The sequence below is a fragment of the Nitratireductor aquibiodomus genome (assembly GCF_900105565.1).
GTDB lineage: Bacteria > Pseudomonadota > Alphaproteobacteria > Rhizobiales > Rhizobiaceae > Nitratireductor > Nitratireductor aquibiodomus.
On record NZ_FNSL01000001.1, the window covers coordinates 3,864,121 to 3,888,874 of the forward strand.

The following is a 24,754-nucleotide window of genomic DNA, read 5'->3' on the forward strand; positions in this document are numbered from 1 at the left end:
TTCTCTCGGCTGGGAGCGCGTGGATCGACAAGCGCCACGTCCACCATACACGGTGAAATACTTCATTTCGAAGCTGTTGCTCGACAGGCGCGTGAACGATTTCACGAGCTGACCCGCGGGGCGATTCCCCATTTTAATCCTCTCTGGGGACGCAGGCGGTTGCTGAAAGAGCTCTTTCGGAACGGGTACAGATTTGAGCGCAATGCCAAAAGTGGAAATGGTGTGATCTACCGCAACCAGGATACCGGCAGTGAGGCGGAACTGTATCGATATCTGGCGAAGGCTGTCGCCAAGCGTGAGCGCCGGGAGCGCCTGCTTTGCTGCGAAAGAAGACTGCTGGAACGCCTGTTTGACGATCCACGCGTCAGGCGCACCATGAGGGGCGCCTGGCGTTTCGATGCTGCGTAGACGGCCGGGCATTTGAGCCCGGATATTTGAACAAGATCCCGAACGAGGATTTTTCCCATGACCGACATGACCCATGCGGGCTGGATATGGCTCGCAAAGGGGGCTGGCGCTGTGGCCGGCTCCGCGATTTCGCTTGCCTATATCCTGCCCAATCACCGGCGCGATGCGGCGATCCGCTTTGCTGTCGGTGTGGTGTGCGGAATGGTTTTCGGCGGGGCGACGGGGCTGAAGCTCGCCGAAATTCTGGAGCTGGCGGAACGGCTGGGGGCGGCCGAAACCATGCTGATGGGAGCGGCTGTGGCAAGCCTTTGCGCCTGGAGCGCCATTGGGCTTGCGCTGCGGTATTTTCAGGCGCGCCCGATTGCGCCGCTGCCGCATGGCCGTGCCGACACTTTTCACAATGAGAAAGGACGCTAGAGCATGCAGGCAAAGATCGCGCCGATGCCCGACGAGCGCAAATATGCCGGGCTCGATATCGAGACGGTCGAGGCGGATGGAACGTTCTCTGGCTATGCGAGCCTGTTCGGGAAGGTCGACCTTGGCCGTGACGCGGTGGAGCGGGGCGCGTTTGCGCGCTCGCTCGAAAAGCGCGGGGCGGCCGGGGTGCGCATGCTTTTCCAGCACGACCCGAACCAGCCCATCGGCACCTGGGAGGAACTGCGCGAAGACGCACGCGGCCTTCTGGTGCGGGGAAGGTTGGCGCTTGGTGTCGCCAGGGCGCGGGAGGTCTGGGAGCTGATGCGCGACCGGGCGCTCGACGGGCTTTCCATTGGCTTTCGCACCGTAAAGGCGAAGACGGAGGCGAAGACCGGCGTACGCCGCATTGTGGAAGCGGATCTCTGGGAGATTTCCGTGGTCACCTTTCCCATGCTGCCGGAGGCGCGTGTGGACGAGGTGAAGACGGAGGGAAGGGGCGCGCCGTTGCCCACGGCGCGCGACTTCGAGCGTTGGCTGACGCGGGATGCCGGCCTGACGCGGCGCGAGGCCCGGGTGGTGATCGCCAAGGGCTTTGGCGCTTTGAAACGCGAGCGGGACGCCGCGCGGGGCTTTGATGACGGGCTGGCGGCGGTGATCCGCCGCGCGGCCCGCATGTTCAACGATTGAGGATGAAGACATGACGGCAGGACAGGCAAAACGCGCGCCGGAGGTGAAATCGGCGCTGGACGAGGGCGATGTGACGGGCGCTTTCCATGAATTCATGAACGCGTTCGAGACCTTCAAGGAAGCCAACAACGAGAAGCTGAAACAGCTTGAGACGCGCAGTGCCGATGTGGTGACGGTGGATAAGGTGGAGCGCATTTCGCAGGCGCTCGACGAGCAGAAACAGGCGCTGGACACGCTGGTTCTGAAGAAGACGCGGCCGGTGCTGGGGCGCGGCGGCGCGGCACTTCATGACCTGGAGCGCAAACAGGCGTTTGACGCCTATATGCGTTCGGGCGACGAGCGCGGCATGCGCTCGCTTGAAGAAAAGGCAATGTCCTATGGCTCGGCGCCGGATGGTGGCTATCTGGTGCCGGATGAAACGGAGGCAGCCATCGGCGCGCGGCTGGCGGAACTCTCTCCGATCCGCTCCATCGCCTCGGTGCGGCAGGTTTCGAGTGCGGTTCTGAAAAAGCCGTTTGCGGTGACCGGCCCGGCGGTGGGCTGGGTGGCAGAGACGGCGGCGCGCCCGGAAACGGCGACGGGAACGCTGGACGAACTGCAGTTTCCCACGGCCGAGCTCTACGCCATGCCGGCGGCAACGGCGATGCTGCTCGACGATGCGGTGGTCGATCTCGACCAGTGGATCGCCAGCGAGGTGGAAACCGCTTTCGCAGAGCAGGAGGGCGCGGCTTTCGTCAATGGTGACGGGATCAACAAGCCGAAGGGCTTCCTGAGCTATGCTCGGGTGGCGAATGCCACCTGGAGCTGGGGCAATGTCGGTTATAATGTGACCGGCGCCGCAGGCGCGCTGCCGGCAACGGACTCCTCGGATGTGCTGATCGATCTGGTCTATGCGCTGAAGGCGGGCTATCGCCAGAGCGCCAGCTGGGTGATGAACCGCAAGACGCAGGCGACGCTGCGCAAGCTGAAGGACGCGGACGGCAACTATATGTGGCAGCCGCCGGCCACGCCGGGCAGCCGCGCCATGTTGATGGGCTTCCCACTGGTGGAGGCCGAGGACATGCCCGACATCGGCGCCGACACGACACCCATCGCGTTCGGCGATTTCCGCCGCTTCTACCTGGTGGTGGACCGCGCCGGCGTTCGCGTGCTGCGCGATCCGTATTCGGCCAAACCCTATGTGCTGTTCTACACGACCAAGCGCGTGGGCGGCGGCATTCAGGATTTCGATGCGGTCAAGCTTTTGAAATTCGGCACGGTTTAGCCCTCCCTCGACGACCATGCCGATGCGGCCCCGGAAGCAGTTCCGGGGCCGTTTTTTCAACGGGAGTTTCACGCATGACGCTATTTCGAACGGTCGATCCGTTGGTCGAGCCGGTGACGCTTGCCGAGGCCAAGGCGCATCTGCGGATCGGACATCTGAGCGAGGATGCGCTCATCGAAGGGTTGATCCGTGCCGCCCGCCAGGAAGTGGAGAAGACAACCGGACAGGCGCTGATCGATCAGTCCTGGCGGCTGACGCTGGACGACTGGCCGCAGGGCGATGTGCTTTATCTGAACCGGACGCCGGTGCGCGAAGTGCTTTCGGTGACGGTGTTCGATGCCGATGGTGCGGCCTCGATTGTCGATCCCGCTACCTGTCAACTCGATGTGCATGCGCAACCGGCGCGGCTGACGATTGCATCGCGGCCGCTTCCGGGCAGGCTGCTGAATGGCATCGAGATTGATTTCAGGGCCGGCTATGGCGAGGCGGGGACGGATGTGCCGGACCTTCTGCGGCGCGCCATCCTTCTTCTTGTGGCGCACTGGTTCGAATTCCGCACTTCGTTTGGGGCGGAAGATCAACCGGTTTCACTGCCGGCTGGCTATCAGCGGCTCGTCGAGGGCTATCGGAAGCCGAGGCTGTGATGCGGGTGCAGTTTATCGATCCCGGTGCGTTTCGCACGGAACTCAGCCTGCAGCATGCGGCACTCGTTCCGGACGGGGCGGGCGGGTACACCGAAAGCTGGAGCGAGACGGCGACGGTCTTCGGTTTCATCGAGCCGGTGCGGGCGTCGGCACCTTTCGGCGCGGGGCAGCGCCATGAAGAGGTGACGCATCGCATCACGCTGCGGTTTCGACCCGGCGTGGGCGGCGGCATGCGGCTTGTGCGCGCAACACGGGCTTTCACCATCCTGACGGCGCACGATCCCGACGAGACCGGGCGTTACCTGGTCTGTCTCGCCAAGGAGAAGCAGACATGAAGATGAGCATGAAACTGACTGGCGAGGGACTGACCCGCGCGCTGCGCCGGCTGGCGCACAGGGTCGCAGAGGCGGGGGAAGAGGCGCGTCGCGCCTCACGCCTGAAGGAGAAGGCCAGGTTGGAAGCGCAGGAGCGTGATAATGCTCGACGCCGCGTTTGAACTGCAAAAGGCGGTGTTCGGTGCGCTGGCGGCAGATGTGGCGCTGACGGGCGCGCTGGGCGGCGCGAAACTCTACGATCTGGCGCCGGCCCGCACGGCCTATCCCTATGTCATGTTCGGTCCGGCCAGTGCTCATGACTGGAGCACGGATACTGAAGAGGGCAGCGAGCATTTTTTCACGGTCAATGTCTGGTCGAACGGCAAGGGGCGGCGCGAAGCGCTGCAACTGATGGATCGGATCGACACGGTGCTGAAGGGGTCGTCCCTGCCGGTTGCGGGGCATCAACTGGTCAACCTGCGCCGCGAGGGCAGTGAAATCCGCTTCGATGAAGACCTTATCGCCTATCACGGCCTGATGCGCTTTCGCGCCGTGATCGAGCCGGTCTGACACACCAACACATCCCTGGAGAACAAATATGGGTGCAAAGAAGGGCAAGGATCTGCTCCTGAAGCTCGACACGAGCGGAGCAGGGGCATTCACGACAGTTGCGGGGCTGCGCGCCAAGCGTCTCGCCTTCAACAGCGAGACAGTGGACGTGACCGACGCGGATTCAGCAGGCCGGTGGCGCGAACTACTGGCCGGCAGCGGCGTCCAGCGTGCGGCCATAAGCGGATCGGGGATATTCAAGGACGGGGCTTCGGATGCCGCGATTCGCAGCCGGTTCTTCGCCGGTGAGATCGCCGGTTGGCAACTCGCGATCCCGGATTTCGGCGTGGTGTCCGGCTCGTTCCAGATCACCGCTCTTGAATATGGCGGCAATCACGACGGCGAGGTGACCTTCGAGATTGCGCTGGAATCGGCCGGTGCCGTGAGCTTTGCGGAGGTCCCATGAGCAGCGTGAACCGCAGGCGCGGCGAGGTGGCCGCGCGGATCGACGGCCGGGACTACACGCTTTGCCTGACGCTGGGTGCGCTGGCCGAGCTCGAAGACGCCTTTGCCGCGGACGATCTGGGGGAACTCGCAACACGGTTTTCGAGTGGACGCCTTTCGGCACGGGACATGCTGCGGGTGATCGCGGCCGGTCTTCGCGGCGGCGGCCACGCCGTGAGCGAGGAAGACGTGCGGGCGATGCGATGCGACGAGGGGGCGGCCGGCTTTGCCCGCACTGTAAGCGCGCTTCTGATGGCAACCTTCGGTGGCTCGGAGGAACCGCCGCAAAACCCTTGAACGCCGCAGCACCCCGCGCGAGACCCTTTCCCTGGAGTGAGGTCATGGGGTTTGCCTTCGGGGTGCTGCGGCTTTCACCGGATGCGTTCTGGTCCATGACGCCGCGCGAACTGAATTGCGCGCTGGAGACCGTGTGCGGCAGCGCTGTCAGTGTACCGGCACGCAACGATCTCGATCAGCTGATGGAACGGTTTCCCGATCGCCAAAACCGAGACTGAGCGGAGGCAAAACCTTGGAAGACATGACCTTTGAGATCCGCGCGGATACCAAGCCGTTCGCGGAGGCGCTGGGCGAACTGGAAAAACTGGCGGACGGCTTCGGCCGGCAGATGACCGGTGCACTGAAAAGCGCGGTTGTCAGCGGAAAATCGTTTGAAGACGTGCTGCGCAACATCGGCATGAACCTGGCGAGCATGGCGCTGTCGCAGGCGCTGCAGCCTTTGGCGGCGCTGGGCTCGTCGCTGTTTTCCGGCGTCTTGGGTGGCATCCTGCCTTTCGCCAAGGGCGGCGTGGTGCCGTTTGCAGATGGCGGGATTGTCTCCTCGCCAACCTATTTTCCGATGGCAGGCGGTACGGGGTTGATGGGTGAGGCGGGCGCAGAGGCGATCCTCCCCCTGCAGCGCGGCGCTGACGGGCGGCTGGGAGTGGCGGCGGGCGGCGGCGCCCCCGCGGCGAACATCGTCTTCAACGTGTCGACGCCGGACGCTGCATCGTTTCGCAAATCGGAGGCCCAGATTACGGGCATGCTGGCGCGGGCTGTCTCGCGTGGCGCCAAAACCTTTTGAGGCAGGAGAAGAACCGGCATGAACGCCTTTCATGACGTGCGGTTTCCGCTAGCTATCTCGTTTGGGGCCACGGGCGGGCCAGAGCGGCGCAACGAGATTGTGCAACTGGTGTCGGGCCGCGAAAAACGCAATGCGCGACAGGCGCTGGCGCGGCGGCATTACGACGCCGGGACCGGGTTGCGCTCGCTCGATGACGTGCATGAAGTGCTTGCCTTCTTCGAGGCGCGGCGCGGCTCGCTGCACGGCTTTCGGTTCCGCGACCCGTTCGACATGAAATCATGCCGGCCTTCGGAGACACCGACGGAGCACGATCAGACCATCGGTACGGGCGATGGCGTGACGGAACGCTTCGCGCTGGTGAAAACCTATGGCGAGGGGCAGGAGGCGGTCAGGCGCCCGATCACCCACCCCGTGGCCGATGCGGTGCTCGTGGCCGTCGACGGTGTGCTGAAGGAAACGTCACTCGACTATGCAGTCGACGGTGAGACCGGTGAGCTTGTGTTCCAGCCCGGGGCCGTGCCGGCTGTGGGTGCAGTCGTAACAGCCGGGTTCGTGTTCGACGTGCCCGTGCGCTTCGATATCGAACGGCTGTCTGTGAGCCTGAGTGCTTTCAGGGCAGGGCAGATCCCCTCGATCCCGCTTGTGGAGATACTTGCATGACATCAACGGGCGAAACATTGGCCGCGCACATTGAAGGGGAGGTCACCAGTCTTTGCAATTGCTGGCGATTGAGCCGGTCCGATGGCACCGTGCTCGGCTTTACCGATCATGACAGGGCGCTCCAGTGCGACGGAACAAATTTCCAGCCGGAGACGGGTTTCACGGCAAGCGAGGCCAGATCGTCGTTCGGGCTTTCAGTGGACACGGTGGACGTGGCAGGAGCGCTTTCCGCCTCTGATATCCGGGAGGAGGACATTCTGTCCGGGCTCTATGACGGTGCAAGGGTCGAGACACTGCTCGTCAACTGGCGGGACCCTTCGATGTTTCAGAGACTGCGTGTTGCCGTGATCGGCAAGGTGACGCGGCGGGATGGAAGTTTCGTTGCCGAGCTGGAAAGCGAGGCCTGGGCGCTCGATCAGCCGAATGGGCGAACCATCGGGCGCGGCTGCGACGCCGAACTCGGGGACCATCGATGCGGCGTGAACCTGAACGATAGTCGCTTTGCGGGTAGCGGCACGCTCCTTCGCGTCGAAGACGGCGGCATCGTGGTTGTTGCGGGGATTGGTGCCTTTGAGACGGGCTGGTTTGACAATGGGGTGTTGACCTGGACCAGCGGTGCGCATTCAGGCCGGAAGGAGCGCGTGGTCAACCATGTGAACGCTGGTGGTGATGCTCGGCTGTCACTGTGGCGGGAAGCGCCGCTGGCTGGGGATGCGGGAGACGCATTCACGATTGTCGCCGGGTGCGACAAGCGGTTTTCCACCTGCAAGGCGAAATTCCTGAACCAGCGGAATTTTCGCGGGTTTCCGCATCTTCCCGGTGACGATGCAGCCTATAGCTATGTGCGGGACGAGGGTGTCTTCGACGGCAAGGCGCTGGTGAAATGATGCAGCGGCAATTTCCGACAGAAGCGGCCCTGCGAAATGCCATTGTGGAAGAGGCGCTGAGTTGGGTCGGGACACCCTATCGTCATCAGGCAAGCCGTAGGGGCGTGGGCTGTGACTGCCTTGGTCTGCTCCGTGGCGTATGGCGGAATGTTTTCGGCCGCGAGGCCGAGAATCCCGGTGTTTACAGCGCTGACTGGGCCGAATCCACAGGAGAGGACCGGCTCCTTGCAGCAGCCAGACGGCACTGCCTGGAGGGGGCGCTTTCAGAACCAGGACCGGGCGACATGGTGATTTTTCGCTGGCGCCCGCATCTCCCCGCCAAGCATGTGGGCATCATGACGGCGGGGGACGCATTCGTGCATGCCTATGAGGGAAGCGCAGTCGTGGTGTCGCCACTCGTGCCGCAGTGGCGCAGGCGCATCGCGGGTATCTTTGCCTTCCCGATGCCTGCGCCCTCCAGATCCGGAAAGTAGGAACTCATGGCTACACTCGTCTTGCAGGCGGCCGGTGCATTCATCGGCGGCCTTCTTGGCCCTGTCGGCGCGACCATCGGAACCGCCGCAGGTGCCTTGGCCGGCTATGTTGTGGACCGGGCCCTTTTTGGAGGGTCTCAGCACTACGAAGGGCCACGCCTCTCGGCGGCAAGGCCGTTTTCGGGGGAAGAAGGCGCGCCATTGCCCCGGCTCTACGGCACCGTGCGCACCGGCGGGACACTGATCTGGGCGACGCGCTTCGAAGAAACCAGCACCACGGAGCGCCAGGGGGGCAAGGGTGGACCAAAGGTAACGACATACGCGTATTTCGCCAATGCTGCCTTTGCGATCTGCGAGGGGGAAATCGCAGGCGTGCGGCGCATCTGGGCCGACGGGCAGGAGGTGGATCAGAGCAAGGTCAACATCCGGATCTATCGTGGAACCGAGGACCAGTTGCCCGATCCGCTGATCGAGGCGAAACAGGGGGCGGGCAACGCGCCAGCCTATCGGGGAACCGCCTATGTCGTCATCGACCGAATACCGATCGACGATTATGGGCGGCGCATACCGCAGCTCCAGTTCGAGGTTCTTCGACCGGTTGGCGCGTTGAACGGGAAGATCGGTTCCGTCGCCCTCATTCCCGGTTCCACGGAGTTCGGCCTTTCACCTGATGCGGTAAGAATCCATGAAAGACCCGGACATCATAAAGTAATCAATCGCAATACGCTGGTTGCGGAGAGCGATTTCGAAGCCTCGCTTGACGAGTTGCAGGCGCTGCTGCCCAACCTGAAAAGCATATCGCTGGTGGTTTCCTGGTTTGGCACGGATCTGCGGGCAGGCAACTGCCAGATCAAACCCATGGTGACCACGCATGGCGGGAGCGCTTTCCCGAATCATTGGGGAAACATCTGGTCGCTCATGGGGGTTCCTTCGTCGTTCTCCAGTCACCTGTTCGGCGGTGGCGAAAATGAGAGGTGGCGGGTTTCCAGCCTCATGCGATGGAACGCACCGATCGTCTCATTCACCGAAAACGGTGCCGCCTATGGGGGCACGCCGTCAGACCATACGGTGGTGGCTGCCATCCGGGCAATCAGGGCGCGGGGGCTCAAGGTCTGGCTCTATCCGTTCATCATGATGGATGTGCCTGCCGGCAACAGTCTTCCGAGCCCCGACGGAGCGGCGCATCAGCCGGTCTATCCCTGGCGGGGGCGGATCACGTGCTACCCGGGGCCGGGGCGCCCGGGAAGCGCCGACAAGACGGCAGCGGCTGCCGCGCAGGTAAGCGCTTTGCTCGGCAATGCCGGCACCGCAGAATTTGCGCAGGCAGGTGATACGGTCGATTTCACCGGTGAACCGGAGGACTGGGGCTACCGGCGTTTTCTCCTGCATTATGCCCATCTGGCGGCGGTGGCCGGTGGTGTGGATGGTTTCCTGATCGGTTCGGAACTGCGCGGGCTGACAGGGCTACGGGATCAGAACGGTCAATTCCCCTTTGTCGAAGGCCTAAAGGTGATGGCCAACGAAGTGCGCGGACTTCTGGGGCCGCAGACCACGATCACCTATGGCGCGGACTGGACCGAGTATTTTGGGCATCGTCCTGCCGATGGCAGCGGTGATGTGCTGTTTCACCTGGACGGGCTCTGGGCGGACGACGCCATCGACGCGGTGGGCATCGACAACTACATGCCGCTCGCCGACTGGCGCGACGAGGACTATGCCGGCGACAGCCCGGACGGGTTTTCCGGGCCCTACGACCCGACCGGACTGAAAGCGAACATCGCCGCAGGCGAAGGTTACGACTGGTACTATGCGAGCGAGGCGGACAGGAACGCGCGGCTTCGCACGCCCATCACCGACGGCGCGCACGGGAAACCCTGGGTTTTCCGCTACAAGGATCTGGTTTCGTGGTGGTCGAATCAGCATTTCGACCGTCCAGGTGGTGTGGAGCAGCTCTCGCCAACGGGATGGGTGCCGGCCTCCAAACCGATCATTTTCACCGAGCTTGGCTGCCCCGCGGTCGACAAGGGGCCGAACCAGCCGAACGTGTTCCCGGATGCCAAGTCGTCCGAGAACGCCTTGCCGTACTTTTCAAACGGCGGACGTTCTGACCTGGCGCAGCATCGTCTGCTCGAGGCGCATTATGCCTATTGGGCGCAAACGGGGTCTCACAACCCTGTTTCGCCCGTCTATCAAGGGCCGATGGTCGATCCGAAGATGTTCAGCCTGTGGGCATGGGATGCACGGCCCTTCCCGGCCTTTCCCAATCGCGGCGACATCTGGGGAGATGGCGGAAACTGGGCATGCGGACATTGGCTCAATGGCCGCGCAAGCAGCATGACGGTCGGGGACCTGATCAACGCTATTCTGAAGGACCATGGTCTGGCGCCAGCGGAAACGATGCATGGCGATGGCGCGATCGCGGGTTATGTGGTCGCCAATCCGGCCACCGCACGGGCTGCCATCGAGCCGATTGTCGATCTGTTCGGGATCGGTGCCCATGAGCGGGACGGGGAACTCGTTTTCCGCTCGCTGGGAGCGGCCCTGAAGGATGCTCGGGAGGTTTCGGAACTGGCGACGGAAGCCGATGGCGCCGTTTTCGAGCGGATACGCGAACCCGACCATGCGTTGCCTGCTGAACTGCATGTGGATTTCCGCGATGAGATGCGCGACCACCAGGCCGCGACGACGCGCGCGGTTCATATCGGCGCCAGAGGACGACGAAAGCATTTTTTGAGTTTCCCGGGCGTATTAGCGGCGCCGGAGGCTGAAAGACAGGCGAAGGACTGGCTGCTGCGCCACTGGGCGGCGCGGGAAGAGGCTCGCTTTGCGCTACCGTTTTCTGCAGATCGGGTGCAGCCGGGTTCGATCCTGCGTCTTCCGGAGGTTTCGGGGCCGACCCGATATCTGGTCACCGAGGTTGAAGACGGCCTGTTCAGCAGCGTGAAGGCGCGGCGCGTACACGCCAATCCCGCGCCCGCGGCACGAGCGGCTTCAACGCCACCGGCAGATGATGGCGAGCAGGGCGAAAGCGCTGCCTTCGCGCTGTTGCTGGACCTGCCCTGGCAGCCGGGAACAAGGGAAGCGGAAGAGCAGTTTCGTGTCGCCGTTCACGCAACCCCATGGAGCAGCCACGTGGCGTTCGCCTCACCCGAGGAGAGCGGCTTCGAAATGCGGAGCCGGATTGCCCGGCGTGCCACCATAGGGTTCCTGAGAGAGGGACTGGATGTGGGCGTTTCAGGCCGACTGGACCGGAGCCGGACAATCACCGTGGAGCTTCTTTCCGGCGCATTGGAGAGTGTTTCGCCGGCGCAGCTCGTCAATGGCGCGAACGCGGCCGCGGTGTTCAGCGGGGCCGGAGTCTGGGAAGTGCTGCAGTTCACGTCCGCAGATGAGATCGAGCCATCGGTATGGCGGCTTGACGGGCTCCTGCGCGGGCAGCTTGGTACCGACGATGCAATGAGGGCCGGTGCCCCGGATGGGGCGGGATTCATCCTGCTCGATCAGGCCGTGCAGGCCGTGGGACTGCGTGCCGCAGAGATCGGACTTGAACGCCATTGGCGCATAGGCCCCGCCGGCGAGGCGTTTGGCAGCGCCCGCTTCTTTCAGATGCGGGCGGCGGGTGGTCTGAGAGCGCTGATGCCCCTGTCACCGGTGCACCTCAGGGCCCGTGAGGCCTCGTCGGGTGCGGTCGTACTTTCCTGGATACGACGTGGACGCATGGATGCCGACAGCTGGCTTGGCGACGATGTGCCGCTTGGTGAAACGAGCGAGCGTTATCGGATCGACATAGCCGGTGACGATGGCGCTCCGCTCCGCAGCGTGACTTCCGAGACTGCGGACTGGACTTACACGCCGGAAATGAGGGCTGCTGATTTTCCGGTGGCGCCGTCTGAAATCCGGTTCACCGTGCGTCAGCTAAGCGCGCAGGTCGGCCCGGGCATACCGGCGGCAGTTTCCGTCGCCGGCTGAGCACCAAAGGAGCGAAAGGAAAAAGGATGAATGACAGCAAACCCTGGTACCTGTCCCGCACGATCTGGGCGTCGATGGTGACAATTGCAGCGACGGCGGCAACCATGCTGGGCTATCCGCTGGGCGATATTGACAGTTCTGCCGTATCCGACGGGCTTCTGCAGGCGGTTACCGCAATTTCCGGCCTGGTCGCCATCTTCGGCAGGATCCAGGCCCGTAGCCGTATACGGTGACACAACGAAGCAGCGGCGCAGCGGGCGGTTGCGCCGCTGCTTCGAAAGGGCAGGATCGGGGTAAAATGACATGCTGTTCATTTCCTATTCAGCCTCGATGGGGTACATCGGATACATGTTCTGGCATCGCGCACATAAACCCGGCTTCCTTGCGGCTCTGGCTCTTCTGCCGGTGCTGCTCTGGCCCACGGCATCGCCAGCCCAGGCGGGCGTCGATTGCTACTCGGTCGGTTCACGGGTCGCCTCCCAAAACGGTGGTACGCTTGTTCAGGCAACTGCGGAGACACAGGGAGGACAGACCGTCTGCAGGGTGGTGGTGGTCATTCCGGGGGGCAACGGGGAACGTCCGAAGCGGGCCGAATTCGTTGTACCCGCAAATTAGAGCGTTTTCGCTTATCCTGGAATTGCTCTAGTGTCGCGCAGCGGCGGCGACAAAACCAAATTTTGAAACGAACCAGGTCGAGGGGTTAATGCGCATTCTCGTTGTCGAAGACGACAAGGATCTGAACCGGCAGATATGCGAGGCGCTGACCGACGCCGGTTACGTTGTGGACAGGGCATTTGACGGCGAGGAAGGACATTTTCTCGGCGACACCGAGCCTTATGACGCCGTGGTCCTCGATATCGGCTTGCCGCAGATGGATGGCATCAGCGTGCTGGAACGCTGGCGCCAGGACGACCGCAAAATGCCCGTTCTGATCCTCACCGCACGTGATCGCTGGAGCGACAAGGTGGCCGGCATCGATGCGGGAGCCGACGATTACGTGACCAAGCCGTTTCATATCGAGGAAGTGCTCGCACGGCTGCGCGCGCTCATCCGACGCGCAGCAGGTCACGCCTCGACGGAACTGCGCTGTGGGCCGGTGCGCCTCGACACCAAGGCCTCCAAGGCCGATGTCGACGGAATCCCGCTGAAGCTCACTTCCCACGAATATCGGCTGCTTGCCTATCTGATGCACCATCGGGACACGGTTGTCTCAAGGACGGAGCTGGTCGAACATCTTTACGATCAGGATTTCGACAGGGATTCCAATACAATCGAGGTTTTTGTCGGTCGGCTGCGCAAGAAGCTCGGAGATGTGGACCTGATCGAAACCGTGCGCGGTATGGGATATCGATTGCGCGAACCGGAGGCCGGTTAGGCCCCGGTGATGACTGATCCGAAGACGCAGTCCTGGCTCAGGCGCATCGTATCCCGCTCGCTTGCGGTGCGCGTCATCGCGTTTTCATCTTTTTGGGCAGTCATCGCGCTGGTTGTCATCGCAACGATCATCTCGGCCTTGTTTCGACAGGTGTCCGAACGTGGTTTTGACAGTGTTCTTTCCGCCTATCTCAACAATGTAATCGGCTCGGTGGGCATCGCTGAAGACGGTGACCTGCAGGGCAGTCCCAATCTCGACGATCTGCGTTTTCTGCAGCCCCAATCGGGCTGGTACTGGGCAGTAGAACCGGTGACCAGCGATCTGGGTGGGGCACTGCGCTCGCCCTCAATGGCGACGCCGATCCCTTCACCGGATAGCGGTGAGGTGCCGTTTAATACGGGGTTCCAGCGCAGCTACATGACGGTGGGACCCGGCGGCGATACGATCGAGGTGGTCGAGGCCGAACTCGTTGTGGGAGATCAGGGGCAGGTGGCCCGCTTTCGTGTCATGGGCAATCGAAGCGAGCTGGAGGAGGAGGTCAGTCAGTTTGTCCGCAAGCTCTATGGCTACCTCGCCATATTCGGTCTTGGCATGATCGCGATCAACGTCTTCGCCATCCTTTACGGTCTGCGCCCGCTCAATCGCGTGCAACAGGCCCTCTCGGATATTCGGGCGGGTTCTGCGCAGCGTCTGGAGGGGCCGTTTCCGACGGAGATCGAATCGCTCGCTGATGAAACAAACGCGCTGATCGACAACAACCGCCGCATCGTTGAACGCTCACGCAAGCAGGTGGGCAATCTGGCGCATTCTCTCAAGACGCCCCTGGCGGTGCTTATGAACGAAGGGCATGCCGTTGGCGGCGAACGCGGGAAGCTGATCACCGCACAGGCGACCGCGCTGCAACAGCAGCTTGATCATTATCTGCAGCGAGCGCGGGCCGCCGCACAGCGCGACAGTCTTGTTTTTCGCACGCCGGTCAAGGCGTCGCTGGAGCGAATGGCGCGCGTGATGGGCAAACTCAATCCTTCCATCGACCTTCAGGTGCAATTCCCGGATGAACCGTTGATCTTTGCGGGAGAGCGGGAAGACCTGGAGGAAATCAGTGGCAATCTCATGGAAAATGCCATGAAGTGGGCCCGAAGCCGGGTTTCTCTTTCCGTTGAGGAAGGAGAAACGCAGGGCGATGGGCATGGCGTTCTGATTCTCATCGAAGATGACGGTCCGGGCATTCCGGAGGAAAAGGCGCGCGATGCGTTGAAGCGTGGCCGGCGGCTCGATGAAACAAAGCCGGGAACGGGGCTTGGGCTTGCGATTGTCGCAGACCTGGTGGAAGAGTATGGTGGTTCTCTCGCTTTGGAACGATCCTCGCTTGGCGGGCTAAAGGCCGTTGTTTCCTTGCCGCGGGCAGAAACTCAGGGCGCCAGCTGACGAGAACTGCCTAAATTGGGCCAAATCGACGCCTTAAATGCCTTGCAAACGATAAGCGTGTCTCAGGGGACCATCGGGATCAATGAAAGTCGCAGCAGTTTTTGCAATAGCCTTCTCCGCTGTTTTGTCGGGCTGCCTGAGCAGCGACATGTCGGGTTCGCAGCTTGAGCCAAATCAGTTCGCGGCGTCCCAGGCGGCGGCTGACAGCTCCGCCATTTTGGGTATGGAGGGTGGCGGCCTGATTGGCGGTGAATTCGGTGAGGCACTGTCGCGCCGGCAAAAGCGCCTTGCGATAGAGGCTGAATACAAGGCGCTGGAGAACACACCGGCCGGACAGGATGTTTCCTGGCAGGACACTGGCTCGAGCCGGGCCGGGACGGTGCGCGCGGCACAGCCTTACCGCGTTGGTTCCCAGGATTGTAGGCAATACACCCATACCATCCAGATCAACGGCACACCGCGCGAAGCGCGCGGGACCGCATGCCGAAATGAGGATGGAAGCTGGATGCTGCTCGGTTAGAGCAATCCCCGGAGAAGTTGGCGCCGGTTCTCCATCCGGAACTGCGTGAGAACAATATGATTGAGCGCTTCTGCGCTCTATTGAAAAGTGGAAGCGCTCCGGGAGCAGCCCTGCTGCCATGGCGGCAACCCCCGCGGCGGGACGGGTTTGCCAAATGGCCGCAGGTGCGCCGAGTTGGCAGCGTCTTCCCCGACCGCTATTTAAAGCCCATGTTGTTCTGGATACTCGCAGCTTTTCTGACCTTCGTCGCAGCCTTTGCAGTGCTGCGGCCTTTCGCCATGCGCAGCACGATGTCCGAGGACGCGCGCGCTCACGATATCGAGGTCTATCGTGACCAACTCGAGGAAGTTGAGCGGGACGCCGAACGCGGGCTGATCGGGCAGCAGGAAGCCGAGCAGGCGCGGGCCGAGATCGGACGCCGCATTCTGAGGATTTCAGAAGCGGTTGGCGGCCAGAAGGAACATCTGGCAAGCCAGCGCGTGACACGCCTGACGGCAGCAATCGCCGTGCTCGCCGTGCTCGCCGTGCCACTGGTGAGCTGGGGGCTCTATGTGTTCACCGGGTCGCCGGAAATGCCCGCGCAGCCCCTGCATGCGCGGTTGGCCGAGGAGCCCGCCGAAGCGCCGATTGATGAGCTGGTTGCACGGGCCGAGACACATCTGGCAGACAATCCCGACGATGTGCGCGGCTGGCAGGTGCTGGCGCCGGTTTACATGCGTCTGGGGCGTTTTGGCGATGCACAGACAGCATTGCGCAACATCATGCGCCTGTCGGGCGATACGGCGGATATGAAAGCGGCATTGGGCGAGGCGATCGTCGGTAGTGCACAGGGCATGGTCACGGCTGAGGCCGAGACGGTCTTTCAGGAAGCGCTCGTTCTTGATCCCAGGGAGCCGAAGGCACGCTTCTTCCTGGGGCTGGCGCGTGCACAGGACGGCGCGACTGACGACGCCCGGTCGCTCTGGCGTGAAATGCTCGACGATCTGCCGGAGGTTTCGCCGTGGCGCTCGGCGGTTGAGCAGGCTATGGCGCGTTCGGGTGGTGCCGCCGAATCCGGCGCGGGGCCCAGTGAAGACGAAGTTGCGGCCGCTTCGGACCTCTCCGGGGCTGACCGGCAGCAGATGATCGAAGGCATGGTCGCTGGACTGGACGAGAAGCTGCGTGAAAATCCGACCGATCTGGATGGATGGCGGCGTCTCATTCGTTCATACATGGTGCTGCAGCGTCCGGAGGCCGCGAAAGAAGCCTTAGAGCGGGCCGTGGCGGCATTCGGCCCGGAGGCTCCCGAAAGCGGCGGTCTCAAGGGATTTGCGGCCGATCTCGGCGTCGTTATCGAATAGGTTTGATGTGACACGGAAACAGAAAAGACTGGCGATCATCGCAGGCGCGATCGGCTTTCTCGGTGCCGCCACCGGGTTGACCCTCTATGCTCTGGGGGAACAGACCTCTTATTTCTACATGCCCGGTGACCTGGCGGAAAAGCCGGTTGCTGCGGGCCAGCGCATCCGCCTTGGCGGCCTCGTGGAAAAGGGGTCCATCGAGCGCTCCGACGATACCCATGTCCGCTTTGCGGTGACCGATGGAAGCGACACGGTGACGGTGCGCTACAACGGCATCCTTCCCGATCTCTTCCGGGAGGAGCAGGGGGTGGTCACCGAGGGTGTGTTTGATGAGAGCCAGACCTTTGTCGCCGATACGGTGCTCGCCAAGCATGACGAAAACTACATGCCACGTGAAGTGGCCGACAGCCTCAAGGAAAAGGGTGTCTGGCAGGAAAACTGACGCTGGTTGAGAGTCCGTCGGGACGAGGCCATAAACGGCTTGATTGGAGCGCATGAAAGAATGAGCATCGAACTCGGTCACTTCGCCCTTGTCCTGGCTTTTGCGCTGGCGCTGGTTCAGATGACGGTGCCGATCGTTGGAGCGCAACTCAAAAACGACACGCTGATGCGCGTGGGCGAACCGGCCGCTCTGACCAACTTCATGCTGGTGGCGCTGTCCTTCATGGCGTTGACCTCGGCCTATATCCAGTCGGATTTCTCCGTCTTGAACGTCTGGGAGAATTCGCATTCGGCCAAGCCGCTTCTCTACAAGATCACCGGCACATGGGGGAACCACGAGGGCTCAATGCTCCTGTGGGTGCTGATCCTTGTCTTCTTCGGTGCACTGGTGGCTGTTTTCGGGCGCAACCTGCCCCTGTCGCTGCGTGCCAATGTGCTGGGGGTGCAGGGGGCGATCAGCTGTGCGTTCATCATATTCATTCTGGCAACCTCCAATCCGTTTGCGCGCCTCGACCCGGCGCCGATGGAAGGGCGTGATCTGAACCCCATTCTCCAGGACATCGGGCTCGCCGTTCACCCGCCTCTTCTTTATCTCGGCTATGTCGGGTTTTCCGTTGCCTTTTCCTTTGCCATTGCGGCCCTGATCGAGGGGCGGCTGGATGCGGCCTGGGCGCGCTGGGTGCGGCCCTGGACGCTGGCGGCCTGGATGTTTCTGACAGGAGGCATCGCAATGGGCTCTTACTGGGCCTATTACGAGCTTGGCTGGGGCGGGTTCTGGTTCTGGGACCCGGTCGAGAATGCTTCCCTGCTGCCGTGGCTGGGAGGAACGGCGCTGTTGCACTCGGCGCTGGTGATGGAAAAGCGCTCGGCGCTGAAGATCTGGACCGTCCTGCTCGCAATCCTGACATTTTCGCTGTCGCTGCTCGGAACGTTCCTGGTTCGCTCCGGTGTCCTGACGTCCGTCCATGCCTTCGCTACGGATCCGGCACGCGGTGTCTTTATCCTGTGCATTCTGATCCTGTTCATCGGGGGGTCGCTGGCGCTCTTTGCGTGGAGGGCGGCAACCCTGACGCCGGGCGGCCTTTTTCAGCCGGTTTCGCGCGAGGGTGCGCTTGTCCTCAACAACCTCATCCTGACGACGGCGACCGCCACCGTGCTGATCGGCACGCTTTATCCACTTCTGGTTGAAGCCGTGACGGGCGACAAGATTTCGGTCGGCCCGCCCTTCTTCAATCTCACCTTCGGCCCGCTCATTCTTCCCTTGCTGCTGATTGTGCCTTTCGGGCCCTTGCTTGCCTGGAAACGCGGTGATTTATGGGCCGTTTCGCAACGCCTGTTCTGGGCTTTTGGCAGCGCACTGGCGATTGCGCTTCTCGTCGTCCTGATGATTGACCGCGCCTCCGTTCTGGCGGCACTCGGCATCGGGCTGGGCGTCTGGCTGGTGCTCGGCGCGCTGACCGACCTTGTGGTCAAATCCGGGCTTGGCAAGGCAGCGCCGTCCGTGGCGTTCAGCCGTTTCAGGGGGTTGCCGCGCTCGGTGTTCGGGACGGCGCTGGCCCATGCCGGCATCGGGCTCACGACAATCGGGATCATCTCCGTAACCACGCTGGAAACCGAGCAGATCGCGGCAATGCAGCCGGGCGAAACGGTGGAGATGCAGGGATACAATCTACGGTTCGACAGCCTGCGCCCCTTCACCGGACCGAATTACACGGAAGATCAGGCAACGTTCATCCTGACCCGTGTGACCGGGAAACCGCTTGGCGAGGTGGTGTCTTCCAAGCGTCTCTACACCGCGCGTCAGATGCCCACCACCGAAGCTGGCATCCGCACACTTGGCCTGAGCCAGCTCTACGTTTCCCTCGGCGACCAGACCCCGAACGGCAAGATCGTGGTGCGAATCTGGTGGAAGCCGATGGTCACGCTGATCTGGCTGGGTGCGCTGGTCATGATGATTGGTGGGACGGTGTCGCTGCTTGACCGCCGGCTGCGGATTGGAGCGCCGATGCCACGCAGAAAACCGGCTGCAGAGGGCAGGGCGGCATGAGGCGGTTGATTTCCGGCGCTTTCTTCGCAATCTGCGGGCTTGTGTTTCTGGCGCTTCAGCCCGCATTTGCCGTGCAGCCCGACGAGGTGCTGGATGATCCGGCGCTGGAGGCGCGCGCGCGCGACCTTTCTGCCGAGTTGCGGTGTATGGTCTGCCAGAACCAGTCGATCGACGATTCCGATGCGGAGCTGGCACGTGACCTCCGGGTCCTGGTGCGCGACCGCCTGGAGGCGGGCGACCGCGACGAAGAGGTCATCGCCTATGTGGTCGATCGCTACGGCGAGTTCGTTCTCCTGAAACCGCGCTTCAGCTATCGCAACGCGCTTCTCTGGGGCGCTCCTGTCATACTCTTGCTGTTCGGGGGGCATTGATTGTCGCAAACGCACGGCGCAGGAAGACCGGAGAGGCTATCTCTGGCCTGAGCGCTGAAGAGCAAAAGCGCCTTGACCAGATTTTGAACGACCGTGACTGAAATTTTGCGTCGCAAACCTGTACGAAGGGTCCGCGCTCACCTAGCCTGAAACCGGCCTGCCTGTTGGCAGGTTCGGGCACAAGCGAAAGGGGACCCCATGACGGCGAAAACACAGAAGCTTGCGTTCAAAGGCCACTCCGGCGCTGATCTCGCTGCGCGGCTCGACCTGCCGAACGGGCCGATCCGAGCCTACGCACTGTTTGCGCACTGCTTTACCTGCTCGAAGGATCTGCTTGCTGCGCGGCGTATTGCTGCAGAACTGGCGCGGGCCGGCATCGCCGTGTTGCGCTTCGACTTTACCGGCCTCGGGTCCAGCGAGGGCGAATTCGCATCGACCAATTTCTCCACAAATCTCGAAGATCTGCTCAGTGCGGCGACCTTTCTTGAAAAGCATTATGAGGCGCCCTCCGTTCTGGTCGGGCATTCTCTGGGCGGTGCGGCGGTTCTTGCCATTGCCGGGCGCTTGCCCTCCGTAACGGCGGTCGCAACCATTGGAGCGCCTGCCGATACGGCGCATGTGCTGAAGAATCTGGGCGCTTCGCTTGAGAGTATCCAGCAGGAAGGCGAAGCGGATGTTTCGCTCGGCGGTCGGCAGTTTCGCGTGCAAAGACAGTTTGTCGAGGATGTCCGGTCGCACAGTCTTCTGGATGCCGTCGCCGGCATGCGCAAGCCGCTGCTCGTTTTGCATGCGCCGCTCGACGAGATTGTCGGCATCGACAACGCCACGCAGATATTTCTGGCGGCAAAACATCCCAAGAGCTTCATATCGCTGGACCAGGGCGATCATCTTTTGACAACCCCCGAGGACGCATCCTTTGCCGCAAGTGCGATGTATGGCTGGCTCTCGCGCTATCTTCCCGGCGACGAACCGCAGGGCACGGTGCCGGTCGAGCATGTGCGCGTGATGGAGACGGGACAGGGCAAGTTCCAGAATGCGGTACAGGCCGGCCGGCATCGTCTGTTCGCCGATGAGCCGGAGAGTTTCGGCGGGCTCGACACTGGGCCGTCCCCCTATGACTTTCTGTCCATAGCCCTCGGCGCCTGCACCACGATGACGCTGCGGCTCTATGCAGATCGCAAGAAGCTGGATCTCGGGCGCATCAGCGTCGACGTCTCGCACGACAAGGTCCACGCCAGGGATTGCGAGGACTGCTCCGAGGCGGCGAAGGCTCAGGGGCGTATCGACCGATTTGAGCGCGTCATCGAAGTGGAGAAACCCGTATCCTCCGAGCTGCGGGACAAACTGATCGAAATTGCCGGCAAGTGTCCGGTCCACAGAACGCTTGAGAGCGTCGCGCATGTTCATACAGGTGTTCGCGGGGAGGAAAGCGGAGCGGAGTGACCCGAAGCGGGCCCGAACATTACGAAAATTTCATCGGCTGGAAATGGCGTTGTAATGTAGGCACCGCTATTTCATCACCCTAAGACGCGTTTGCGCGCCGAAATGAGATTTTCCAAGAGGATAGGTTACCATGCACCAGGACGCGGATAACAAGGCACCGGAGAAGGGTATCATCACAAAGAAGCGCGGGCGCCTGATGGCGACAATCGCTTCCGTCGCCATTGCCGGGGCGATTGGCCTGGGTGCCGTTACCAGCGGAACGGCGCCGGTCATGGCTGAAGCCGTCCGGCTCGACCAGCCGGTTCAGGCTCCGAGCTTCGCCGATATCGTCGAGAAGGTTTCTCCTGCGGTGGTCAGCGTGCGCGTCAAAGCCGATGTCAAAATGACATCGAATCCTGGCGGCTCGGGTTTCTTCGACATGCCGGGCTTTGAAGAACTGCCGGACGGGCACCCCCTCAAGCGCTTCTTCCGCGAGTTCCGCGGCGATCGCGGATTTGAGCAGGATCGCCGGTCCGAGCGTCGTCGTCCCCGCCCGGTTTCTCAGGGGTCCGGCTTCTTCATTTCCGAAGACGGTTATCTCGTCACCAACAACCATGTGGTCGATGGCGGCAGCAACTTCACCGTCGTCATGGATGACGGTACCGAGATCGACGCAAAGCTGGTCGGCACCGACCCGCGCACGGACCTTGCCGTGCTGAAGGTCGATGAGGAACGCAAGTTCACCTATGTCGATTTTGCAGACGACGAGAAGGTGCGTGTCGGTGACTGGGTGGTTGCCGTCGGCAATCCGTTCGGTCTCGGCGGCACGGTGACGGCAGGCATCGTCTCCGCCCGTGGCCGCGATATCGGCGCCGGACCGTATGACGATTTCATCCAGATCGATGCGGCCGTGAACCGCGGAAACTCCGGTGGCCCGGCCTTCAATCTTACCGGTGAGGTCGTTGGCATCAATACGGCGATCTTCTCGCCCTCCGGCGGCAATGTCGGCATCGCCTTCGCGATTCCAGCCTCGGTCGCCAAAGAGGTTGTCGGGGATCTGATCAAGGACGGTACGGTTGAACGCGGCTGGCTTGGCGTCCAGATTCAGCCGGTGTCAAAAGACATCGCCGAATCCGTTGGCCTCGATGAGGAGAAAGGCGCGCTGGTCGCCGATGCGCAGGAAGGCGAACCGGCTGCCAAGGCCGGCATCCGCTCCGGCGATATCATCATCGCCGTTGAGGACAAGCCAGTCGCTTCGCCAAAGGAACTGGCCCGCCTGATCGCGGGCTTCGCGCCGGGCAATGAGGTCGACGTCACACTCTGGCGCAATGGCGAGACGGAAAACGTCACGGTGACGCTTTCCGAAATGCCGGGCGTGGAGACGATGGCATCGGCGCGAGGCGGTTCGCAGTCGAGCACGATGGATGCCCAGTTCGGCCTGAAGGTGACGCCGGCAGAAGACGGCGATGGTCTGGTGGTGACGGATGTGGAGCCCGGGAGCCCGGCAGATGACCGCGGAATCCGCCCTGGTGACATTATCCGCGCCGTCAACTCGCAGGCGGTGAAGTCGGGCAAGGATGTCGAGGAAGCCGTCTCGGCTGCCGTGAAAGCCGGTCGCAAGGCCGTGCTCGTGCAGATCGAGCGCGACGATGCCAGCCGCTTTGTCGCCCTGCCGACCGGGGAAGGCTGATCTCTCGGGCAGGTTTCGAGCTCCCCCGCTGTCGCTGTGGGGGAGTTCGGTTGTCATCCAGACCTTTCAGGAAGACGTCTCATCTGTGAACGGGTTATAACGACCGTATGAAGATTCTTGTCATCGAGGACGACCGGGAAGCGGCGGACTATCTCAGGAACGCCTTTGCCGAGACAGGCCACACGGCAGACATCGCGCGGGACGGCGACAGCGGCTTTTCCATGGCCGAGACCGGCAGCTACGACGTCTTCGTCATCGATCGCATGCTGCCGCGCCGCGACGGTCTTTCCATCATTGCCGAACTGCGTGACGGCGGCAACGACACGCCTGCGCTCATCCTCTCGGCACTGGGAGAGGTGGATGACCGGGTGACCGGCCTGCGTGCCGGTGGCGATGACTATCTGACCAAGCCCTATGCCTTCTCCGAACTGCTCGCCCGCATCGAGGTCCTGCGCCGGCGGGCCGGCACCAAGGATGTCGAAACCGTCTACAATGTCGGCGATCTGGAGCTGGACCGCCTGTCGCACACGGTGCGACGCGCGGGGCAGGAAATCGTTCTCCAGCCACGCGAGTTCCGGCTACTCGAATACATGATGCGCCATGCCGGCCAGGTGGTGACCCGGACCATGCTCCTCGAGAATGTCTGGGACTATCATTTCGACCCGCAGACCAATGTCATCGACGTGCACATCTCGCGTCTGCGCGGCAAGATCGAAAAGGGCTTTGAGAAGCCGCTGCTTCACACGGTGCGTGGCGCCGGCTACATGCTGAAGGACTGATGGCGCGGCTCCTTTCGATCCTCAACACGACGGCAGCGCGCCTTTCTGCGCTCTATCTCATCCTTTTCGCCGTCTGTGCCACATTCCTCGTCATTTACATGACATCTCTGTCGGCCCGCATGCTGGTCGGGCAGACACATGAGGCCATCAACGAGGAGGTGCGCGGCCTCGACCGCGCCTATCGCCGTGGCGGCCTGCCGTTTCTCGTGCGGGTGATCGAATCGCGCGCGCGTCAGCCCGGCGCCAATCTCTATCTTCTGGCCGATGCGAACGGTCGCATCCTTTCCGGCAATGTGGAAAGCCTGCAGCCGGGTGTGCTCGACGTGATGGGCTGGACCGAACGGCCTTTCACCTATAGCCGTTTTGGCGAGGGCGAGGCGCGTCTGGATCCAAGAGCGCGTGAGGCGGAACACAAGGCGATGGCCGTGGTCTTTCGCCTGCCCAACCAGATCATCGTCATGGTCGGGCGCGATCTCGGCGAACCGGAAAAATTCCGCAATGTGATGCAGCGCGCCCTTGTGGTCACGCTCGCCATCATGTGTGCGGGCGCCCTGCTGATCTGGTATTTTGTCGGCCGCCGCGCGTTGAAGCGCATCGACCGCGTCTCCGAGGCCAGCCGCAGCATCATGGGTGGCGATCTCAACCGCCGGCTGCCCGTTTCGGGAGCGGGTGACGAGTTCGATCGGCTTTCCGACAATCTGAACAAGATGCTCGATCGTATCGCGGCCCTGAATGAAGGGTTGCGGGAGGTCTCTGACAACATCGCCCATGATCTAAAGACGCCGTTGACGCGCCTGCGCAACAGGGCGGAGGCTGCGCTCGCCGGAAAGCAGAAAACGGCGGACTACCGCGCTGCTCTGGAGCGCACCATCGCCGAATCCGACCAGCTCATACGCACGTTCAACGCCATTTTGATGATTTCGCGGCTCGAGGCGGGTTACTCAGCGGAAGCCACGTCGACAATCGACCTGCGCGCCATTCTGGCCGATGTGGTGGAGCTCTACGAGCCGCTCGCCGAGGAGCAGGGCGTGGCGCTTGAGGCCGAGATTGACGGTGCCGTCACACTGCAGGGCAACCGCGAACTGATCGGACAGGCGCTATCGAACATCGTTGACAACGCGATCAAATACTCCGCGGGTTCTGGCGAGACGCCGGCGGTGCAGGTCTCCCTGGAAACCGCAGCCTCTGAAATTCGGCTGACGGTGCGCGACAATGGTCCCGGTGTCCCCGACGCGGACCGTCGCCGCGTGACGGAACGTTTCGTGCGCCTTGAGGAAAGCCGTACCCAGCCGGGGTCCGGTCTGGGGCTCAGTCTTGCCAAGGCTGTCATGACATTCCATGGTGGACGTCTCGAATTCGCCGACAACGAGCCCGGTCTCGCCGTGACAATGGTGTTTCCCGCTGAAGCGCCGAAACGGAAAGTCGAAACGGTTTTCAGGAAACGTGAAGCCTCCGACTGAGAGGGATTGGGCGAGCGAAAATGC

The 24,754-nt window shown here is 62.5% G+C and carries 28 protein-coding genes and 1 pseudogene; all 29 read left to right on the plus strand.

The annotated features are described in order from the left end of the window. Positions 1–222 precede the first annotated feature (222 nt). The 29 genes and pseudogenes from BLW55_RS18215 (at position 223) to BLW55_RS18350 (ending at position 24,730) form a co-directional block, all read left to right on the plus strand. Positions 223–408: an LMBR1 domain-containing protein gene (locus tag BLW55_RS18215; RefSeq protein WP_143038461.1), complete on the plus strand. Its 186-nt coding sequence runs from the start codon at positions 223–225 to the stop codon at positions 406–408. A 57-nt stretch (positions 409–465) separates the two neighbouring features. Continuing rightward, positions 466–825, plus strand: a complete 360-nt coding sequence (locus BLW55_RS18220; RefSeq protein ID WP_090329722.1) for a DUF6107 family protein — start codon at positions 466–468, stop codon at positions 823–825. Positions 826–828: 3 nt separating this feature from the next. Then, entirely contained in the window at positions 829–1,512 is a 684-nt protein-coding gene (locus BLW55_RS18225; RefSeq protein ID WP_090329723.1) for an HK97 family phage prohead protease, read from the plus strand. A gap of 10 nt (positions 1,513–1,522) precedes the next feature. Continuing rightward, positions 1,523–2,776, plus strand: coding sequence for a phage major capsid protein (locus BLW55_RS18230; protein WP_090329724.1), 1,254 nt, complete (start codon positions 1,523–1,525; stop codon positions 2,774–2,776). Positions 2,777–2,850: 74 nt separating this feature from the next. Continuing rightward, positions 2,851–3,420, plus strand: coding sequence for a head-tail connector protein (locus BLW55_RS18235; RefSeq protein ID WP_090329725.1), 570 nt, complete (start codon positions 2,851–2,853; stop codon positions 3,418–3,420). Next, the gene (locus BLW55_RS18240; protein ID WP_090329726.1) at positions 3,420–3,755 is read left to right on the plus strand and encodes a phage head closure protein; all 336 of its coding nucleotides are present in this window, start codon (positions 3,420–3,422) and stop codon (positions 3,753–3,755) included. The genes BLW55_RS18235 and BLW55_RS18240 overlap by 1 nt, the downstream gene beginning before the upstream one ends. Then, on the plus strand, positions 3,752–3,916 hold the full coding sequence (locus BLW55_RS20850) for a hypothetical protein (protein ID WP_177175107.1): 165 nt from the start codon (positions 3,752–3,754) through the stop codon (positions 3,914–3,916). Before BLW55_RS18240 ends, BLW55_RS20850 begins: the two co-directional genes overlap by 4 nt. Continuing rightward, complete coding sequence (locus BLW55_RS18245; protein ID WP_090329727.1) at positions 3,897–4,304, plus strand: DUF3168 domain-containing protein; 408 nt, start codon at positions 3,897–3,899, stop codon at positions 4,302–4,304. The genes BLW55_RS20850 and BLW55_RS18245 overlap by 20 nt, the downstream gene beginning before the upstream one ends. Before the next feature lie 28 nt (positions 4,305–4,332). Beyond that, positions 4,333–4,749, plus strand: a complete 417-nt coding sequence (locus BLW55_RS18250) for a phage major tail protein, TP901-1 family (protein WP_025031739.1) — start codon at positions 4,333–4,335, stop codon at positions 4,747–4,749. Next, positions 4,746–5,084, plus strand: coding sequence for a gene transfer agent family protein (locus tag BLW55_RS18255; RefSeq protein WP_090329728.1), 339 nt, complete (start codon positions 4,746–4,748; stop codon positions 5,082–5,084). The genes BLW55_RS18250 and BLW55_RS18255 overlap by 4 nt, the downstream gene beginning before the upstream one ends. Beyond that, positions 5,081–5,302 (plus strand): rcc01693 family protein, encoded by a 222-nt coding sequence (locus tag BLW55_RS20985; protein ID WP_280140481.1) that lies wholly within the window; start codon positions 5,081–5,083, stop codon positions 5,300–5,302. The genes BLW55_RS18255 and BLW55_RS20985 overlap by 4 nt, the downstream gene beginning before the upstream one ends. A 23-nt stretch (positions 5,303–5,325) precedes the next feature. Next, the gene (locus BLW55_RS18265) at positions 5,326–5,868 is read left to right on the plus strand and encodes a phage tail tape measure protein (protein WP_090329730.1); all 543 of its coding nucleotides are present in this window, start codon (positions 5,326–5,328) and stop codon (positions 5,866–5,868) included. Positions 5,869–5,886: 18 nt separating this feature from the next. Beyond that, positions 5,887–6,528: a DUF2460 domain-containing protein gene (locus tag BLW55_RS18270; protein ID WP_090329731.1), complete on the plus strand. Its 642-nt coding sequence runs from the start codon at positions 5,887–5,889 to the stop codon at positions 6,526–6,528. Further along, a complete protein-coding gene (locus BLW55_RS18275; protein ID WP_090329732.1) occupies positions 6,525–7,415 on the plus strand; it encodes a DUF2163 domain-containing protein in 891 nt (296 codons plus the stop codon). The genes BLW55_RS18270 and BLW55_RS18275 overlap by 4 nt, the downstream gene beginning before the upstream one ends. Then, the gene (locus tag BLW55_RS18280) at positions 7,412–7,888 is read left to right on the plus strand and encodes an NlpC/P60 family protein (protein WP_425286766.1); all 477 of its coding nucleotides are present in this window, start codon (positions 7,412–7,414) and stop codon (positions 7,886–7,888) included. Before BLW55_RS18275 ends, BLW55_RS18280 begins: the two co-directional genes overlap by 4 nt. 6 nt (positions 7,889–7,894) lie before the next feature. Next, positions 7,895–11,857, plus strand: coding sequence for a baseplate multidomain protein megatron (locus BLW55_RS18285; RefSeq protein ID WP_090329734.1), 3,963 nt, complete (start codon positions 7,895–7,897; stop codon positions 11,855–11,857). A 26-nt stretch (positions 11,858–11,883) separates the two neighbouring features. After that, complete coding sequence (locus BLW55_RS18290; RefSeq protein WP_007008427.1) at positions 11,884–12,090, plus strand: hypothetical protein; 207 nt, start codon at positions 11,884–11,886, stop codon at positions 12,088–12,090. Positions 12,091–12,160: 70 nt separating this feature from the next. Next, positions 12,161–12,472 carry a hypothetical protein gene (locus BLW55_RS18295; protein ID WP_007008428.1) on the plus strand — a complete coding sequence of 104 codons (312 nt, stop codon included), beginning with the start codon at positions 12,161–12,163 and terminating at the stop codon, positions 12,470–12,472. 88 nt (positions 12,473–12,560) lie between these two features. Next, positions 12,561–13,232, plus strand: coding sequence for a response regulator transcription factor (locus BLW55_RS18300; RefSeq protein ID WP_065818396.1), 672 nt, complete (start codon positions 12,561–12,563; stop codon positions 13,230–13,232). Between the two features lie 9 nt (positions 13,233–13,241). Beyond that, a complete protein-coding gene (locus tag BLW55_RS18305) occupies positions 13,242–14,660 on the plus strand; it encodes an ATP-binding protein (RefSeq protein WP_090329735.1) in 1,419 nt (472 codons plus the stop codon). Between the two features lie 82 nt (positions 14,661–14,742). Then, positions 14,743–15,180, plus strand: coding sequence for an RT0821/Lpp0805 family surface protein (locus BLW55_RS18310; protein WP_177175108.1), 438 nt, complete (start codon positions 14,743–14,745; stop codon positions 15,178–15,180). A 209-nt stretch (positions 15,181–15,389) separates the two neighbouring features. Continuing rightward, positions 15,390–16,520 (plus strand): c-type cytochrome biogenesis protein CcmI, encoded by a 1,131-nt coding sequence (ccmI, locus tag BLW55_RS18315; protein WP_177175109.1) that lies wholly within the window; start codon positions 15,390–15,392, stop codon positions 16,518–16,520. Positions 16,521–16,527: 7 nt separating this feature from the next. After that, positions 16,528–16,962 (plus strand): cytochrome c maturation protein CcmE, encoded by a 435-nt coding sequence (ccmE, locus tag BLW55_RS18320; protein WP_065818394.1) that lies wholly within the window; start codon positions 16,528–16,530, stop codon positions 16,960–16,962. Positions 16,963–17,022: 60 nt separating this feature from the next. Beyond that, positions 17,023–19,008, plus strand: coding sequence for a heme lyase CcmF/NrfE family subunit (locus tag BLW55_RS18325; RefSeq protein WP_007008434.1), 1,986 nt, complete (start codon positions 17,023–17,025; stop codon positions 19,006–19,008). After that, positions 19,005–19,480, plus strand: a pseudogene (locus BLW55_RS18330) (cytochrome c-type biogenesis protein). The gene BLW55_RS18325 and the pseudogene BLW55_RS18330 overlap by 4 nt, the downstream one beginning before the upstream one ends. Before the next feature lie 97 nt (positions 19,481–19,577). Then, positions 19,578–20,822, plus strand: coding sequence for a bifunctional alpha/beta hydrolase/OsmC family protein (locus tag BLW55_RS18335; RefSeq protein ID WP_090329737.1), 1,245 nt, complete (start codon positions 19,578–19,580; stop codon positions 20,820–20,822). Positions 20,823–20,952: 130 nt separating this feature from the next. Then, positions 20,953–22,491 (plus strand): DegQ family serine endoprotease, encoded by a 1,539-nt coding sequence (locus BLW55_RS18340; RefSeq protein WP_090329738.1) that lies wholly within the window; start codon positions 20,953–20,955, stop codon positions 22,489–22,491. Between the two features lie 107 nt (positions 22,492–22,598). Beyond that, positions 22,599–23,270, plus strand: coding sequence for a response regulator transcription factor (locus tag BLW55_RS18345; RefSeq protein WP_090329739.1), 672 nt, complete (start codon positions 22,599–22,601; stop codon positions 23,268–23,270). Then, a complete protein-coding gene (locus tag BLW55_RS18350) occupies positions 23,270–24,730 on the plus strand; it encodes a sensor histidine kinase (protein ID WP_007008438.1) in 1,461 nt (486 codons plus the stop codon). The genes BLW55_RS18345 and BLW55_RS18350 overlap by 1 nt, the downstream gene beginning before the upstream one ends. Positions 24,731–24,754 lie beyond the last annotated feature (24 nt).

Bases quoted from the DNA above. Each gene is read 5' to 3' on its own strand.
- BLW55_RS18225 (WP_090329723.1), top strand. From the start codon at position 829: ATGCAGGCAAAGATCGCGCCGATGCCCGACGAGCGCAAATATGCCGGG.
- BLW55_RS18305 (WP_090329735.1), top strand. From the start codon at position 13,242: ATGACTGATCCGAAGACGCAGTCCTGGCTCAGGCGCATCGTATCCCGC.
- BLW55_RS18300 (WP_065818396.1), top strand. From the start codon at position 12,561: ATGCGCATTCTCGTTGTCGAAGACGACAAGGATCTGAACCGGCAGATA.
- BLW55_RS18275 (WP_090329732.1), top strand. From the start codon at position 6,525: ATGACATCAACGGGCGAAACATTGGCCGCGCACATTGAAGGGGAGGTC.
- BLW55_RS18345 (WP_090329739.1), top strand. From the start codon at position 22,599: ATGAAGATTCTTGTCATCGAGGACGACCGGGAAGCGGCGGACTATCTC.
- BLW55_RS18230 (WP_090329724.1), top strand. From the start codon at position 1,523: ATGACGGCAGGACAGGCAAAACGCGCGCCGGAGGTGAAATCGGCGCTG.
- BLW55_RS18285 (WP_090329734.1), top strand. From the start codon at position 7,895: ATGGCTACACTCGTCTTGCAGGCGGCCGGTGCATTCATCGGCGGCCTT.
- BLW55_RS18245 (WP_090329727.1), top strand. From the start codon at position 3,897: ATGCTCGACGCCGCGTTTGAACTGCAAAAGGCGGTGTTCGGTGCGCTG.
- BLW55_RS18295 (WP_007008428.1), top strand. From the start codon at position 12,161: ATGCTGTTCATTTCCTATTCAGCCTCGATGGGGTACATCGGATACATG.
- BLW55_RS18280 (WP_425286766.1), top strand. From the start codon at position 7,412: ATGATGCAGCGGCAATTTCCGACAGAAGCGGCCCTGCGAAATGCCATT.
- BLW55_RS18335 (WP_090329737.1), top strand. From the start codon at position 19,578: ATGACGGCGAAAACACAGAAGCTTGCGTTCAAAGGCCACTCCGGCGCT.
- BLW55_RS18250 (WP_025031739.1), top strand. From the start codon at position 4,333: ATGGGTGCAAAGAAGGGCAAGGATCTGCTCCTGAAGCTCGACACGAGC.
- BLW55_RS18340 (WP_090329738.1), top strand. From the start codon at position 20,953: ATGCACCAGGACGCGGATAACAAGGCACCGGAGAAGGGTATCATCACA.
- BLW55_RS18350 (WP_007008438.1), top strand. From the start codon at position 23,270: ATGGCGCGGCTCCTTTCGATCCTCAACACGACGGCAGCGCGCCTTTCT.
- BLW55_RS18240 (WP_090329726.1), top strand. From the start codon at position 3,420: ATGCGGGTGCAGTTTATCGATCCCGGTGCGTTTCGCACGGAACTCAGC.
- BLW55_RS20850 (WP_177175107.1), top strand. From the start codon at position 3,752: ATGAAGATGAGCATGAAACTGACTGGCGAGGGACTGACCCGCGCGCTG.
- BLW55_RS18310 (WP_177175108.1), top strand. From the start codon at position 14,743: ATGAAAGTCGCAGCAGTTTTTGCAATAGCCTTCTCCGCTGTTTTGTCG.
- BLW55_RS18255 (WP_090329728.1), top strand. From the start codon at position 4,746: ATGAGCAGCGTGAACCGCAGGCGCGGCGAGGTGGCCGCGCGGATCGAC.
- ccmI (WP_177175109.1), top strand. From the start codon at position 15,390: ATGTTGTTCTGGATACTCGCAGCTTTTCTGACCTTCGTCGCAGCCTTT.
- BLW55_RS18220 (WP_090329722.1), top strand. From the start codon at position 466: ATGACCGACATGACCCATGCGGGCTGGATATGGCTCGCAAAGGGGGCT.
- BLW55_RS18290 (WP_007008427.1), top strand. From the start codon at position 11,884: ATGAATGACAGCAAACCCTGGTACCTGTCCCGCACGATCTGGGCGTCG.
- BLW55_RS18270 (WP_090329731.1), top strand. From the start codon at position 5,887: ATGAACGCCTTTCATGACGTGCGGTTTCCGCTAGCTATCTCGTTTGGG.
- BLW55_RS18325 (WP_007008434.1), top strand. From the start codon at position 17,023: ATGAGCATCGAACTCGGTCACTTCGCCCTTGTCCTGGCTTTTGCGCTG.
- BLW55_RS18235 (WP_090329725.1), top strand. From the start codon at position 2,851: ATGACGCTATTTCGAACGGTCGATCCGTTGGTCGAGCCGGTGACGCTT.
- BLW55_RS18265 (WP_090329730.1), top strand. From the start codon at position 5,326: ATGACCTTTGAGATCCGCGCGGATACCAAGCCGTTCGCGGAGGCGCTG.